Raw genomic sequence first — 15,065 nt, 5'->3', positions numbered from 1 at the left:
AGCTTAGTGCTATAGCGGTTTAGCGTTTCTGTGGCCTAGTTAACGCCAAGGTTTTTTCGCTAGAAAAATGGTGTGGCGGCTGCCTTTGCCCACCCGCGCACGCACGGTGCGCAGCTCAACTTTAAAGCCGGCTTTTTTGAGGCGTATGACAAATAAAGAGTCTGGCCCGGCTGACCATATTGCCAGCATACCTTCTGGGCGTAGGGTTTTATAAATATCTTCTAGGCCCTGGCTGGAATAAATCCAATTATTATCGGCGTGAGTTAATCCTTCGGGGCCGTTATCCACATCTAATAAAATGGCGTCGTAAGCTAGCTCTTTACCTGATAACAATTCTGCCACATCGCCTATATGTACGTGGGTGCGGGAATCTTGCAAGGGGTTGCCCGCACACTCACCCAAGGGGCCTTCATTCCAAGTAACCACCTCAGGGATTAACTCGGCAACGGTAACCGTTGCGGTGGCGCTAACGTTGTTAAGGGCAGAGGCCAGCGTATAACCCATGCCTAAGCCGCCGACTAACACCTGCGCCTTATCGGCGGTTTTAATATGGGCGCAGCCTAATTGTGATAACACTTCTTCCGAGTTAAACACCCGGCTATTCATGAGCTCACCGCGTATACCGGACAAACGTATAGAAAACTCATCGCCGCGCCGCGAAAATTTTAACTCTCCGCCGTTATTGGGGATTTGAGCGCTGCCTAAGGCTATCCAAGGTATCATGAGGGAATCCAGAGTGGGTGGTAGTGAGTGCTGTTGTTGTATAACGTTGTATATCGTTGCAGTGGCGCACTTTAGCATAATGGTCGTTATAAATAATTAGCAAACTGTTGATTAAGAGGGGGGACGTGGGGGTTGTCTCTTTGAGAACGAGGGAATACTACTAAAGCGGGTGCAGCTAATAGCTCAATTATCATGACATTGCGTTACAAAAAGTCATCACAAGCTATTAAAAGTTGACGTATACTTCGGTTTTTTCGCTTAGGTTTAAAAGCAGTAGGCTATGTCGACAACGCAAATCACACAAAATCAACACAGTACTTATAAACGCAACTTAATCGCTATTTTGATTAGCGTGATGGTGGTGGGTATTACTATTAGCATGAGCTTACAGCTGCTCTCGCTGATTATGGATGCCCGTGGCTATGGCACTGACATGATAGGCATACACTCAGCCATGACTGCAGTAGCGATTTTAACGCTAGGGCCTTTTGTGCCTAAGCTGATGTCGCGTATAAACTCGGTGATATTAATGTATGTGGGAATAGCGCTTATTGCCTTGTCGTTGTTTAGCCTAGCCCACAGCAAGGATATGCTTAGCTGGTTTCTGTATCGTTATTTTTTAGGCTTGGGTATATGCCTGGTATGGGTGATTAGCGAAACCTGTATTAACGCCTTAGCTGAGTCCCATAATCGCGGCAAGATTATGGGTTTGTATGGCTGTTTTTTTGCGGTGGGTTTTGCCTTAGGCCCCATTATTTTAACCTTGGTGGGCAGTGAAGGTTTATTGCCGTTTTATATCGCCATAGCCATTATTTTAGTCTCGGCGATACCGCTGTTTTACTTAGGTAATATAGATATCGATTTTAACGGCCACGACAGCTATGGTTTTTGGCATATAGGTAGGCGATCGCCGCTGTTGTATGTGATTGGTTTTACCGCTGGTTTTGTGGAGGTGTCGGTGTATGCCTTGCTACATATTTACGGCATACACATCAATTTACCGGTGCACGATGCTATGGTGATGCTCAGTGTCTTTGTCATAGGCAGTGTGGTGTTGCAACCCGTGATAGGCCGCTGTGCTGACCGCTTTAGCTTGCGTGGCGTGTTTTTAATGGTGACTTTTTTGTGTGCCGCTGCTGCCATGTTATTGCCACTTACCATACACAACCCTTGGTTGCTGTGGCCCATGGTGTTTGTGTGGGGCGGGGTGGCAATAGGGATTTATACTGCCGGCATTATCGGTATAGGCCATAGGTTTAATGGCGATGAATTAGCCGCTGCTAACTCCGGTTTTATTATGATGTATGCCGGTGGCACCTTATTAGGCCCCAGCATTTCTGGCTACGCGATGAAGTGGTCAGACCCGCAGGGGTTTGTTTGGGTGTTGGCATTAATCAGTATCTTATGTTTTTGTTTTGTGTGGATGGCTAAAGGGCCTAAAGACAGGAACTAAAACAGGGCATAAAAACAGAGCCTAAAAAACCAGGGCGACTATTTTATTTTTTAGCCCGGTTGAAAATAAAATTACTCTGTTTCGATAAACCAAAACCTTCCGCCCAACTTAACGGCGACGACGCCATTTTCGCCACCAAAGATAAGTGCCGGTAAAAAATAATAAGGCCGGTATAGTGCCTACGATTAGCCACAGCCAGCGCCCAGGCAAGCCTAAGACGTCGGCATTATGCAGGGGAAAAACCCAGCTTAACACCGTATTCCCCCAGGGCTGTTGGCTCGCATCCCACAGGCCTAACACCTCGCCACTATAGGGGTTTAACCAAATACTGCTGGCACCGTGGTTGGACCAAGGCTCGCCGGCAAAATTGGCGCTTAACCGTAGGCTGTGCTGAGGCTGTTGGGGTAGGAAGATACGTTTTATTTCGCTGTTAGGTACGGCAAGTTTTGCTTTTGCTATCAGCGTATTTAACGGCAGTGGTTGGCCACTAGGCGCGACGCTATAACTGGGTTTAGTCGCAAGTGGGGCCACGCTATCGATAATGGCCGCTGTGGGTTTGGCAAACACCATGGCTATGCCGGTAATGGCGCATAGGCTTAATACCGGCATACTGGCCACGCCTACTACCCGGTGTAAATCCCATAAAAACCGTGCGTTGCTGGCTTGCCTATTAATGCGTAAGGCTTGACGCCAGCGGCCGCGACGGCGAGGCCACCATAAAACCAAACCGCTAATACAATAAAACAATAAAACAAAACCAAGTATGCCCACTAAGGTTTCACCGCGGTGGCCGGACAGTAAGGTGTAATGCAAACGGTATAGCCAGCTCATGGGGTAGTAGCCCCATTCGCGTACGGTGAGTACTTGTGCGCTGTCGGCGGCTACGTTTACTTCCAACCGCGCCTGTGCGGGCGGCGGGCCGTTAAACCTAATGGTATGGGGTGAGCCGGCTTGCCTAGCGAGGTAAATGCGGGTGGCGTGCGAGCCTGCGGGCACCGCGCCTTTTGATGCGCTAAGTACTTGTTGCAGTGTGGCGCTGGGCTCAGTGGCCACGTCCAAATCTAAATCCAAACCTAAGCCCCTTAACTCAGGTGTTAGGGCTTCATCCAAGGCATGGTCGAACACTAATAGGCTGCCGCTCAAGCCTATTAGGGCGACAATCATCCCCAGCAGTAAACCACTGTATTTATGTAAGCTGAACATTGTTTTCCGCATAGGGGGAGACCTTAAAAGACGCGGTGGTAGCTGAGGCTAAAGCTACGGCCCAGGCCGGTAAAGTTACGCTCATCACTACCCACAGTTTGCGAGTAGTAGCTGAAGTAATCTTCATTCGTTAGGTTCTGTACGCCTACGGTAAAGGTACCCACGGATGACTCTATGTTGGCACTGAGATCGGCGGTGGTATAGCCTTCAAATTCTGCATAAGTACTGCTATCACTATTTTTAAAGGTGAGATCTTTTAAGTGGCTGATTTGCAGGCGCGTGCTCAGGGCCGCGGTCCAGTTTCTTTCCCAGCTGAGGTTAATGCGGTTGGGCGAAATATTGGCGCCGTCTAATTCGGTGTCTACGCTACCGCTTTCATCTGAATCGTATTCGCCTTCGGTATGGGCATAGCGCAAACCAAAAGTATCGACATCAGTGGCCAGCCACTGCAGGCGTGCTTCTACCCCGTCCACTTCGGTGCGCTCGCGTTTAACCAAATATTGGCCATCGGCATTCAATTGTAAGCGCTGGCCGAAATCAGATTCCGACTGGTAGTAAGTTAAGTGGGCTGAAAAAACTTGAGTGATATATTCCACACCCGCTTCCCGGTTTTGCGCCACGATGGGGTCTAGCTCTAGAAAACTATCAACACGTTGATCGGCTAGATTGATGCCGCGCAAGACACGGCCCACATCTGGCATAGAAAAACCTTCGGAGTAGTTAGCAAATACGCGCCAGTGATCGGTGATGCGGTATTTAGCACCTAGGTTGTAAAGTGTTTCGGAAAACTCGGGGTTACCGCCTACAACCGCTTGGCTACCATAGCTATACAGGGTGGTGAAATCATCCACCTTAAGCTCCGATTTTTCGTGGCGTATACCGGCGGTTACGGTTAATTGTTCAATGCCAGTAAATTCCATTTGTAGATAGGGGGCGTAGTTTTGGTATTCAGTATCGGGCACCCACTTGCGGCTGGTTTGTACTAATTGCTGGTAGGTGGAGTCGCTAAAAAAGTCTATGCCGTACACCAGGTTTAAAGGCAGGCCAGCCACTTGGTCTTTAATGGCGGTAATTTTTAAGCCGTATTTTTCTGAATTGTTTTGTGATTGATCAAAAATATCGCTGCCGTAGGCGGGGTCTTGAAAACTGGAGAATACTCCACCGCCATAGGTGCCGGAGAAGTCTTGGTTAAAGGCCTGCACGCGCAGCTGATGGCCTAGTATGTCATCGTTAGAATAATTGAGACTGAATAGGGTGACTTCATTGCTGGGTGCGTCGCCTTGCATGTCTTGCTCTATCGCCGTTGTGGCTATGCCTTCGGCTACGTTACCTGGCACGGAGGTCCAGTCGTTATTGCCAGAAATTTTGTAGCGGTTGGCTGATAGCTCTAGGCGTTGGTCGTCCCAGTTGTAGCCTATCTTGAAAAAGACATTATGGGTTTCCGAGTCCATGGTGTCGCCTTGGGTGTTATCAAAACCTATGATGTCGTCGTTGGCATCATAAGCTAAACCCTGTGAGCGATAGCCTAGGCTGGCGATCATATCAAAGTTGCCGCTGCTGCCAGAAAAGCCATAGTTAACCCCGTAGCCCAAGCTGTCGCCTACATCATCTTCTTGAAAATAGGTTTCTAGACGTATGCTTTGCTGCAATTCTTCGGTGGGCTTTTTGGTAATCAAATTAATAATGCCGCCCGAGGCACCTAGGCCGTGGATGGCATTGGCGCCGTGTATCACTTCTATACGTTCAAGCACCAAGGGGTCTATGGTGTGGCCGTCGCGGCCGCCGTCGCGCAGGGGGTTGGATTGCGGAATACCATCCACCATGTACAAAGGGCTGCGGCCGCGCAGGGTTTCACCGGCGCTGGTGAGCTTTTGGCGGCTGGGGGTAAAGCTGGGTATGAGGTTACCCAAAATCGTAGAGAGGTCGTTGTTAACTGTTAACTGCTGGTTGAGGTCGGCCTGATTAATTACTGTAACAGTATTGGGTATGGTGCTTAATGGCCTTGCCGTACGACTGGCCGTAACCACCATTTCTTCCACTAGGGTATTGTCGGCGGCTGAGGCAAAGGATGCAGAAAACGGGGTGGCAATGGATAGGACTAGCGCTGTGGTGGGCAGGCTGGCTGAGTGGCGCATAAAAAATTCTCTCTGGGCTAGGTCGTTTTAGCTATAGGTTTAAGGGTGTGCTGCAATGAGCGTGCATGTTAATGCTAATGAGAACGATTATCAATAGCATTTGTGAGATAGGTTATTGTTCTAGCAGTTTTGGGCTGGCTAAGGGTATGAAGTGTTGGCTAGGCGGACAGTTAATACGGTGGCGACAGATAAGATCACTAATTTAAGAGCAGGCAAAAAACAATACGCAACCAATGTGTTGCATATTAAACGTGTGATGCTTTACTTCCCCCACTTCAAACGCTGGCCCACAAAGGGAGGTTGCCATGCAAGATGTTATTAAGCGCGAAATTACCATTAAAGCCACCAAAGAGCGCATTTATAATGCGATAACCATTGCTGAGCAGCTGGTGCGGTGGTTTCCCGAAACGCTAGAGGGCGATTATAAAGTAGGTGAACAGCCGATTTTTGGTTTTGGTGAATACGCTAAAAACCAGGTGTGTATTGTTGATGCTAAGCCTCACGATTATTTTGCTTATCGCTGGGTTCCAGGCGCTAACAACTATTTAGGTGATGTGCTCACTGTGCCCAATACCTTGGTGGAATTTATTATTGAAGAAAAGCCCGAAGGGCAATGCAAGGTAACGTTGATAGAGTCAGGCTTTGCTGCGCGCCAGCCGAGGCTTACACAGAAAACTCCGGCGGTTGGGACTTTATGCTGGGCCGGTTAATAAAATATGTTGAAGCGGCATAATGACTCAGGCTGAAGTCTACAAGGCGCTGGGTGATCCGCTTAGGTTAGAGATAGTCACCCGGCTTGCCAGCGGCTCAACTTACACCATAGGCGAGTTATCAAAAAACTTAGACCTTACTCGCCAAGGCGCGCGCAAGCAATTGCAGGTGTTGGTGTCGGCTAAGCTTGTGCAGCTCATCCCTAAGGGGCGAGAAACTGCGGTGGTCTTAGATATAGAAAAGTTAAAAGCTGCGCGGCAGCTTATTGCTCAGTTAGAGAGCCAGTGGGATCAGAGATTACAGGCGTTGAAGGTTTTCGTGGAGGATGGGGCTGATAAGCAGTAGTAAGCGGGGGCCTTTTATGGTTAATGGTGGATGTCTGCTATACTCCTTCGTTCGTTCGTTACACTAGGTAGCCAACGCAATGGGATGTAATCAATGAATACTTTATTGCAAAGTAAAAGAATAAAAGCCCTGTTAGTTATTTTGATGGTGTTTACCGGCTTATTAGCGAGTTATTCCCAGGCTGGCATGGTGGCTACCTCCACCATGATACAGGCTGAGGGAGCTAACTATAGCCAACAAGATTTACAATCGGCTTTAGCGTCCACTGAGCTTAAGCAGCAGTTAGAGGCGTTGGGGGTTGATACCGATCAGTTAAATGATCGCGTGGCGAGTTTAACACCAGCGGAAATTCAACAGCTTAATGTTGAGTTAGCTGAGCAACCTGCTGGCGGTATAGTGGGTGTGCTGTTAACAATATTTGTCGTGTTTATTATTACCGATATGTTGTGTGCTACTGACGTATTTTCTTTTGTTCATTGTATTAATAAGTAAGTGTCGCTGCCTCTATCGTTAATACCTAGGATGGAGGTAGCAAAATTTTTTGGGCTGTTGCTACTGCTTATATTAACGGCCTGCAGTAGCCAGCCTATTAATCGCGACCTTCTTAACCGTGACAGCGATCGCTATGCGCAATTAGCGCCCTCTCATAACATTGCGAACTTACCTTATTACCCTCAGATAGAAGATCAATGTGGTCCTAGCTCATTAGCGACTATGCTGGGTGTGCAGGGCATAGTGGTTAGCCCCGAGCAGTTACGCGAGAAAATTTATATCCCCGGCAAAGAAGGCACGGTTACCACCGAAATGGTTGCCAGAGCTAGACGCTATGGTTTATTGGTGTATCCCTTGGCCCCTGAGTTGCTAGATGTGCTGGCCGAAATCAACGCGGGTAATCCCGTGTTGGTGATGCAAAACTTGGGCTTTAATTGGCTGCCGCGCTGGCATTTTAGTGTCGCTATGGCGTACGACCTTAAGCGGCAAACGATAGGCCTGCGTTCCGGTACAGAGCTAAAGCACGAGATAGGGTTTAGTTTATTTGCTAAAACTTGGCGGCGAGCAAATTCTTGGGCGGTGGTGTTAACTCGCCCTGACGCCTTACCCGTAACCGCGACTGCGGCGGCCGCAGTGCAAGCTGCTAGTCAGCTGGAACAAGTGGGCGAGGTACAGGCCGCTTATGCAGCATATCAAACCGTGTTAGGACGATGGCCGCAGACGACGCTGGCAGCTTTTGGTGCGGGTAATGCGGCGTATGCTTTGGGTAATTACATGCATGCCGAACAGCATTTCACTGATTACATAACACAGCAACCGCAAGCGGCGCAGGGTTGGAATAATCTTGCTTACACGCTAATTAAGCGTCACTGTATTAGCGCTGCTAAACAAGCCATACACTGCGCAGTGCAGTTGCAGCCGGGTAATAAGCAGCTGCTGGAGAGTTTTGACGATATTAATCGCTACCCCGCAGCGGCCGCTGAAGCTAGTTGCAAGCTTAGCCCCTGTGTGTTGCCATAATTACTGTGCTAATAAAAAAAGCTGAGTTTTATCGCTAAGCGCTTACGCGTTTTCACGATTAACTAACGCTACCCCTTCAAACTGTATCCCTTGCCAGCCGTGCTTTATAAAGGCGCGTATATTGGCGTGGTCATTGCCTTCAGGATGTAGCAATACATCGTCTCTATAGTATCTGCCAAAGCAGGCCAGAGTTTGCGTTGGGTCTAATTGCATTAATTGGGCAAAGGCAAATATTTTACAAGAGCCTTCGTTAGTGCCGGCTTCATTAATAAGCTCTGGGCCATTGCTAAAGCGGGTGGCGCTGTAATCAAAGTTGTTGGCAATGGCGTTCATTACTTGGTTAAATTCTACGCTGTTAGGTGTTTGTTGTAGTTGGGTTATTAATGCGGGTATAGACATGGAGCTTCCTTTTAAATTGTAAATTTTATTCTTTTCTACAGTATCAATTTATTCTTTGCCAAAGCGTAAAATCAGCAGCCCGCCCAGTACCACTAGGGCGATGCCAAATAGCGTCCAGCCGTCGGGAATATGGTCCCATATCAACCACTCTAAAATACCGGCAAACACCACCGAAAAATAACTGGTAGGGGCTAGTATGGAGGGCTTAACGTAGGCGAAGGCGGTGGTGTATAGCCTGAGGCTAAGATACATGGCAACGCCTATATAAAATAACCAGGGCCAAGCGTTGGCGGGTATGCTTTGGTAGTCGTAGATAAAATAGGGGGTTACCGCCAATAGCGAAACAAAGAAATAATAAAAAAGAATACGGCCGCCTGGCTCGGTTTTACTCAATAAGCTGGTTGATACCATAGACACCGCCAACCCCGCCCCGGATAACAGGCCGATAATATGCCAGGTGCTAATACCGTGCTCGCCCGCTCGTAAAATTACACTAATACCGATAAAGCCTATGACCAGCGGCAGCCAGCGTACCTTGGGTATGCCTAAGCCCAGCCAAAAGAAGATAATAATGGGCACCATCAAAGGTGCCGAGTTTCTGAGTAGGGTGCTATCCACCAGCGGGATGTGTTGCAGGGCCTGCCAGTACACATAAAAACCTACTAATCCGCCTAGGCTGCGGGTGATGTGTAGCCAGGGGTGTTCGGTTTTTAGGCCCTTGAGGCGGTGTTTTAATAGCCAGGGCAGGCAACATAGCATGCAGAAAAAATACTGAAAGAAGACGATGGCAGAGGCATTGACCTCAGCGCCTATGTATTTGCCCGCTGCGCCCACAGTGCTGGCGATAAGCACCGTGATGATGCCTAAGCTGATGCCTAACATTAATTTGTTATTGGGGGCTGAGGTAGCGGTCACGTGTTTCCTAGCGGTGTTGCAGTCATGTCGATCGGCGATTATAGCGTTTTTCTTAAAGCCTCGCCCCTTGAAATCCCATAGCCCGCCCTCATATCCCTTGCAAGCATGTTAAAACGCCCCTTGCACGGCGAGTGGCTTAATAAATAATCAGTGGTTTAGGAGCATATTGACCATGGCAACAGCAGAAAAAGAAACCTTAGGCTTTCAAACCGAGGCCAAACAATTACTACAGTTGATGATTCACTCTCTTTATTCCAATAAAGAGATCTTCCTGCGTGAACTAATCTCTAATGCCTCTGACGCCGCCGACAAGCTGCGTTTTGAAGCTTTGGCCGATAGCGCCTTATACGAGAATGACCCCGAGCTAAAAATCACCATCAGCTTTGATAAAGATGCCAAAACCATCACCATCGCCGACAACGGCATAGGCATGTCGAAAGAAGATGTGATTAACCACTTGGGCACTATCGCCAAGTCGGGCACAGCTGAATTTTTAAGCAAGCTTAGCGGTGACCAAAAGAAAGATTCACATTTGATAGGCCAATTTGGTGTGGGCTTTTACTCAGCCTTTATCGTCGCCGATAAAGTAGAAGTATTAACGCGTCGCGCCGGTTTAGATCACGCTGCCGGTGTGCGTTGGGAGTCGGAAGGTGAAGCAGACTTTAGCGTAGAAACTATAGAAAAAGCCGATAGAGGCACCACCATTATTTTGCACCTGCGCGATGAAGAACTCGATTTTGCTGATAACTGGCGCATACGCTCTATAGTGAAAAAATACTCTGACCATATTGCCCTGCCGGTGATGATGGAGAAGCAAGATACGTCGGCTCCTGAAGAAGGCGACGACGCAGAGAAAAAAGAAGATACGGCGCCTGAATTCGAAACTATTAACAATGCCACGGCTTTGTGGACGCGCTCACGGGCTGATGTTAAAGACGAAGAATATAAAGAGTTCTATAAATTAGTTTCACATGACTTTGAAGAGCCGCTGAGCTGGAGCCATAACAAGGTTGAAGGTAAGTTAGAATATAACAGCCTATTGTATGTGCCTAAGCGTGCACCCTTTGATATGTGGAACCGTGACGCCAACCGTGGCTTAAAGCTCTACGTACAGCGCACCTTTATTATGGATGACGCTGAACAGTTCTTACCTATGTATCTACGCTTTATTAAAGGTGTAGTCGATAGCAACGATTTGTCATTAAACGTATCGCGCGAAATTTTACAGCAAGACCCTGCCGTAGATTCTATGAAGTCGGCCTTAACCAAGCGTGTTTTAGATATGCTGGCTAAAATGGCTAAGAAAGATCCTGAACAATACGCTGGTTTTTGGCAGGAATTTGGTCAGGTATTAAAAGAAGGCCCGGCAGAAGACTTTGCCAACAAAGAAAAAGTGGCCAAGCTGTTCCGCTTTAGTACTACCCATACCAATGTTGAAGCCCAGGATCAATCGCTGGAAGATTACATAGGCCGCATGAAAGAAGGCCAAAAAGATATTTACTACGTGGCTGGCGATCATTTTACTACCGCTAAAAACAGTCCTCACTTAGAAGTGTTCCGTAAAAAGGGCATAGAGGTGTTGTTATTGTCTGACCGCGTAGACGAGTGGCTAATGGGCCACTTAATGGAATTTGATGGCAAAAAATTCCACGATGTAGGCAAGGGCCAGCTAGATCTAGGCGACTTGGAAGACGAAAACGACAAGCAAGAGCAAGAGAAGCTAGCCGGTGAAAACAAAGATTTAATCGAGCGAGTTAAAGCCGCATTGGCCGATAAGGTTGCAGAGGTACGTGTGACTAATCGCTTGACTGAGTCGCCCGCTTGTTTGGTGGTAGGTGAGCAAGATATGGGTGCGCAAATGCGCCGCATATTAGAGCAGGCCGGCCAAGCCGTGCCAGAGTCTAAGCCTATCTTTGAGCTTAACCCTGAACATGCGCTGGTTAAAAAGCTGGATGCCGAACAGGACGAAGATCGTTTTGCCGACTTGGTTGAAATACTGTTTGATCAATCACACTTGGCAGAGGGCGCACAATTAGAGGATCCCGCCTCGTTTGTACATCGCTTAAACAAGTTGATTCTTGAACTAAGCCAATAAGCAGCACATTGGTTAATGAAACGGCGGCCTATATAGGTCGCCGTTTTTTTATGCCTCAGTCATACCGTTAAGGCCTAGATAGCAGCTATAATACGGTGACCATCAAATAAGAGCTAAAGGCTTAATATAACAACTATGCTTAAATCTTCTAAAGTAGCCGTGCTGGGCGGTGGTAGTTTTGGTACTGCTATTGCTAATATCATGGCCAACAACGGCCACTCTGTGTGTTTGTGGATGCGTAATGAAGCGCGCGCCGATGAAATTAATCAGCAGCATATCAACCACAACTATTTGCCTGACTATCCCTTAAATGAGCAGCTGCGAGCCAGTATTGATTTGGCTGCTGCGGTACAGGGCTGCGATGTTATTTTTATGGCTGTGCCTAGCAGTTCCTCTAGAGATGTGGCGAAAGAGCTGAACGCCCATATTGCCGATCAAACGATTTTAATCAGCACTACCAAGGGTATAGAGCCCGCCAATTTTAAATTGATGAGCCAAGTGTTGGGGGAAGAAATTCCGCAGGCACGTATAGGGGTATTAAGCGGCCCCAATCTGGCGAAAGAAATAGCCGCAGGCCAAATTACCGGCACGGTCATCGCTAGTGAAGATGATGCGCTAAACGAAACCATACAAGCCTTATTGCACAGCGGAACTTTTCGAGTGTATGCCAGTAACGATGTGTTCGGGGTGGAGCTGGGCGGCGCGCTAAAAAATATCTACGCCATTATTTCTGGTATGGCAGCTGCCATGGGTACCGGGCAAAACACTCTCAGTATGTTAATGACCCGCAGCTTGGCTGAGATGAGCCGCTTTGCGGTGCATAAAGGGGCCGACCCTATGACCTTTTTAGGTTTGGCCGGCGTGGGTGATTTAATTGCCACCTGTATGTCACCCTTAAGCCGTAATTATCGCGTGGGCTTTCAGTTGGGTGAGGGCAAAGCTTTGGATGATATTGTCGCTGAGTTAGGGCAGGTAGCGGAAGGGGTAAATACCTTAAAGCTTATTAAGCAACAGTCCGATGAGTTGGGCATTTATATGCCCTTGGTCTCGGCCTTATATGACGTAATTTATAACAAAAAAACCATTAACGAAGTGGTGGGCGCGATGATGTTTTCAGAGCAAAACCGCGATGTGGAATTTACCGTACAGTAAAGCGTGTTAGGACTGACTCTGTGGAAATAATAATGTGGAAATAGTCATACTACGACACGGCCAGGCTGAAGGTTATGCCACCGCCGATGCTCAGCGTAAATTAACTGCCAAAGGTGAAGCCGATGCCCTGCGGGCTGGCCAATGTTTAGCGGAGTTGGATTTTAGTTTTGACGCGCTATGGGTTAGCCCCTATTTGCGTACCCAGCAAACGGCGCAGCAAGTGTTAAAAAGTTTTTCCGATTTACAGCCCAGCACCCAAGAGTTACTGACGCCTGAATCTAATCCTAAGCAGGTCTTCGAATTTATTCATCGCTCGGGCTTGCAGCGGGTATTGTTGATTAGTCACCAGCCCTTGGTGAGTGATTTAGTCGCCTATATGACTGAGCCTAGTGACTATGGCCCAGCCATGGCTCCCGCCAGTATGGCCTGTGTTGAGAATAAGCACGGCCTGCCTGGCTGTGGTGAATTGCGTTGGTTGCGCCATGCGCCAGAATTTTCCAGGGAGTAGTCATGTCGGCTGTACAAGAGCAAGAACAGCGTTTTCACGTTAACGGTTATCAATTGGCGGCTAAAGAGTGGCATGCAGGCGCGGCGATAAAAGTAATAGCGCTGCACGGTTGGTTAGATAATGCCAATAGCTTTGATGAGCTGGCAGCGCGTTTACCACAGTGCCATATTATCGCCTTGGATTCCCCCGGCCACGGTTACAGTGATCATAAACAAGCGCAGGCTACCTATAATATTTGGGATGATTTGCTGGATATTTTGGCGGTGGCCGATGCCGTGGGTTGGCAGCAGTTTCATTTGATGGGGCATTCCCGTGGCGGCATTATGAGTGTGTTGCTGGCGGCGGCCATGCCCGAGCGGGTGCAGTCTTTGTTATTATTGGACGGCGTGTTTCCGCCTAAGTTTGATTTGCAAAAAAGCCCGCAGTTGTTGGCTGATTTTTTGAAGGGCTATCGTAAACCCGATAAAAAAATGCCCAGCTATAACACGATCAATGAAGCGGTGCAGGCGCGCTTAAAAGCCGCCGATATGAGCGAGGCGGCAGCACAAAAAATTGTTGAGCGCGGGGTGAAAAAGGTGGCGGGGCTATACACTTGGGTGGCGGACCCTAGGCTGCGTATGGCTTCGGCGATTAAATTATCCCATGAGCATGTAGAAGCTATGATGAAGGCTATTAGCATGCCGGCTTTGGTGTTATTAGCGGAGCGGGGGTTTGTGGTGCGCGAAGGCGGTGTTGAGCGTTTGCGGCAGTACCCGCAGTTTGTTTGTGAGTTGCTAGTGGGCGGCCATCACTTTCATATGGAGCAGCAGGCGGCGGATATCGCCCAGCGCGTTCAGCAGTTTTACTCCGCTTTAGCTTGAGTAGGCTTAGCTGTGGGCACGGCATGGCCAAAGCGTATGTTGTTTTCGCCACTTTGTTTGGCCTGATACATGGCCATATCGGCTACATGTATTAACGCTTCAGCATCACTGGCATCGTCGGGGTAGAGGCTAATACCTATGCTAATCCCTAAGTGAAAAAGCTGTTTATCAATAGCTATAGGTTGTAAAAACAGCGAACGCAGGTTTTCGACAATTTTTAATACTTCATCGCTTTTAACGTCCTCTAAAATAGCGACAAATTCGTCACCGCCTACCCGCGCTACAGTATCGATGCTGCGGGTGGAGTGCTTGAGCCTTTGCCCCAGCGCCTGTAGCACTTGGTCGCCGGTGCTGTGGCCGTATTGATCATTAATAGGTTTAAAGGTATTTAAATCCATAAATACCAGTGCCAGCATGCTGTTGTGGTGCTGTGCTCTGGTGATGGCTTCGTCTATACGCTGGTCAAAGAGCTCGCGGTTGGGCAGGCCGGTTAATTTGTCATAATGGGCCAGCTCGCGATAATAGTCGTTGGTTTTTTTTGCGCGGGTAATCTCTCGTATTATGCCGGTAAACCTTTCCGGCTTGCCGTCGCGGTCAAACAACACATCCCCTGATTCAAACAGCCAGTGTATGCTGTCGTCGGGCCATACTATGCGGTATTCAATTTCATAGTGTTTGTCGCCCTGCATACAGGCCTGCTCTGCGCTTTGCACGCTGTCGACATCGTCGGGGTGTACGGCGCTAATAAATTTTTGATAGCTAGGGGTGATTTCACCGGTTTGATAGCCAAAAATGGCATAGATCTCATCGGACCAGTACAGGATGTCGTCATTGATTTGCCAATCCCAAGTGCCGACTTGGGCAAAGTAGTGCGCTCTGCGGTTACGGTCTAGCTCGTCTTTTTTCTGTTCTTTAAGTGTGGTTGCCTGACGAATTTTACCCTTGCTGATAAGCAAGGTGGCCGTCATGCCTAAACAAAAGCCGATTATTATTAGTGTTATGGAGGCAAGCATAGGCACCTAGTGCTAGAGAGTGGGGGCGAATGATAAAGGCT

General features: G+C 48.3%; 15 protein-coding genes. 9 read left to right on the top strand and 6 right to left on the bottom strand.

What is annotated here, in order from left to right:
* Positions 1 to 39: 39 nt before the first annotated feature.
* On the bottom strand, positions 40 to 723 hold the full coding sequence (locus tag B067_RS0106325; protein ID WP_019529228.1) for a spermidine synthase family protein: 684 nt from the start codon (positions 721 to 723) through the stop codon (positions 40 to 42).
* Positions 724 to 1,003: 280 nt separating this feature from the next.
* Between B067_RS0106325 and B067_RS0106320 the strand changes: the two genes are divergently transcribed.
* On the top strand, positions 1,004 to 2,176 hold the full coding sequence (locus B067_RS0106320) for an MFS transporter (protein WP_019529227.1): 1,173 nt from the start codon (positions 1,004 to 1,006) through the stop codon (positions 2,174 to 2,176).
* Positions 2,177 to 2,284: 108 nt separating this feature from the next.
* Here the strand turns inward: B067_RS0106320 and B067_RS0106315 are convergent, their stop codons facing one another.
* Together B067_RS0106315 and B067_RS0106310 are read right to left on the bottom strand one after the other, a co-directional pair.
* On the bottom strand, positions 2,285 to 3,391 hold the full coding sequence (locus B067_RS0106315; protein WP_083921369.1) for a PepSY-associated TM helix domain-containing protein: 1,107 nt from the start codon (positions 3,389 to 3,391) through the stop codon (positions 2,285 to 2,287).
* A gap of 11 nt (positions 3,392 to 3,402) precedes the next feature.
* Positions 3,403 to 5,514 (bottom strand): TonB-dependent receptor, encoded by a 2,112-nt coding sequence (locus tag B067_RS0106310; RefSeq protein WP_019529225.1) that lies wholly within the window; start codon positions 5,512 to 5,514, stop codon positions 3,403 to 3,405.
* Between the two features lie 305 nt (positions 5,515 to 5,819).
* On the opposite strand from B067_RS0106310, the gene B067_RS19795 reads away from it, so the two are divergent.
* From B067_RS19795 to B067_RS19790, 4 genes are all read left to right on the top strand, one after another.
* The gene (locus tag B067_RS19795) at positions 5,820 to 6,224 is read left to right on the top strand and encodes an SRPBCC domain-containing protein (protein WP_205619943.1); all 405 of its coding nucleotides are present in this window, start codon (positions 5,820 to 5,822) and stop codon (positions 6,222 to 6,224) included.
* Positions 6,225 to 6,246: 22 nt separating this feature from the next.
* Positions 6,247 to 6,570, top strand: a complete 324-nt coding sequence (locus B067_RS0106300) for an ArsR/SmtB family transcription factor (protein ID WP_019529224.1) — start codon at positions 6,247 to 6,249, stop codon at positions 6,568 to 6,570.
* A gap of 93 nt (positions 6,571 to 6,663) precedes the next feature.
* Positions 6,664 to 7,062, top strand: coding sequence for a PA2779 family protein (locus B067_RS0106295; protein WP_019529223.1), 399 nt, complete (start codon positions 6,664 to 6,666; stop codon positions 7,060 to 7,062).
* A gap of 30 nt (positions 7,063 to 7,092) precedes the next feature.
* Positions 7,093 to 8,082, top strand: a complete 990-nt coding sequence (locus B067_RS19790) for a PA2778 family cysteine peptidase (RefSeq protein WP_019529222.1) — start codon at positions 7,093 to 7,095, stop codon at positions 8,080 to 8,082.
* Between the two features lie 42 nt (positions 8,083 to 8,124).
* Here B067_RS19790 and B067_RS0106285 read toward each other — a convergent pair whose 3' ends face one another.
* Both B067_RS0106285 and B067_RS0106280 read right to left on the bottom strand, forming a co-directional pair.
* Positions 8,125 to 8,481 carry a HopJ type III effector protein gene (locus tag B067_RS0106285; RefSeq protein WP_019529221.1) on the bottom strand — a complete coding sequence of 119 codons (357 nt, stop codon included), beginning with the start codon at positions 8,479 to 8,481 and terminating at the stop codon, positions 8,125 to 8,127.
* Positions 8,482 to 8,529: 48 nt separating this feature from the next.
* On the bottom strand, positions 8,530 to 9,396 hold the full coding sequence (locus B067_RS0106280; protein ID WP_019529220.1) for a DMT family transporter: 867 nt from the start codon (positions 9,394 to 9,396) through the stop codon (positions 8,530 to 8,532).
* Positions 9,397 to 9,568: 172 nt separating this feature from the next.
* Between B067_RS0106280 and htpG the strand changes: the two genes are divergently transcribed.
* The 4 genes from htpG to B067_RS0106260 all read left to right on the top strand — a co-directional run bounded on the left by htpG (position 9,569) and on the right by B067_RS0106260 (position 14,011).
* Positions 9,569 to 11,491 carry a molecular chaperone HtpG gene (gene htpG / locus B067_RS0106275; RefSeq protein ID WP_019529219.1) on the top strand — a complete coding sequence of 641 codons (1,923 nt, stop codon included), beginning with the start codon at positions 9,569 to 9,571 and terminating at the stop codon, positions 11,489 to 11,491.
* A gap of 135 nt (positions 11,492 to 11,626) precedes the next feature.
* Positions 11,627 to 12,643, top strand: coding sequence for an NAD(P)H-dependent glycerol-3-phosphate dehydrogenase (locus B067_RS0106270; RefSeq protein ID WP_019529218.1), 1,017 nt, complete (start codon positions 11,627 to 11,629; stop codon positions 12,641 to 12,643).
* 34 nt (positions 12,644 to 12,677) lie between these two features.
* Complete coding sequence (sixA, locus tag B067_RS0106265; protein WP_019529217.1) at positions 12,678 to 13,151, top strand: phosphohistidine phosphatase SixA; 474 nt, start codon at positions 12,678 to 12,680, stop codon at positions 13,149 to 13,151.
* A gap of 2 nt (positions 13,152 to 13,153) precedes the next feature.
* Positions 13,154 to 14,011 (top strand): alpha/beta fold hydrolase, encoded by an 858-nt coding sequence (locus B067_RS0106260; RefSeq protein ID WP_019529216.1) that lies wholly within the window; start codon positions 13,154 to 13,156, stop codon positions 14,009 to 14,011.
* On the opposite strand, the gene B067_RS19785 is transcribed toward B067_RS0106260, so the two are convergent.
* Complete coding sequence (locus B067_RS19785; RefSeq protein ID WP_019529215.1) at positions 13,993 to 14,979, bottom strand: sensor domain-containing diguanylate cyclase; 987 nt, start codon at positions 14,977 to 14,979, stop codon at positions 13,993 to 13,995. The genes B067_RS0106260 and B067_RS19785 overlap by 19 nt on opposite strands.
* Between the last annotated feature and the right edge of the window lie 86 nt (positions 14,980 to 15,065).

Origin of the sequence: Dasania marina DSM 21967, assembly GCF_000373485.1 — a bacterium.
GTDB classification, from domain to species: domain Bacteria; phylum Pseudomonadota; class Gammaproteobacteria; order Pseudomonadales; family Dasaniaceae; genus Dasania; species Dasania marina.
This window is presented reverse-complemented; position numbering and strand designations above follow the sequence as displayed.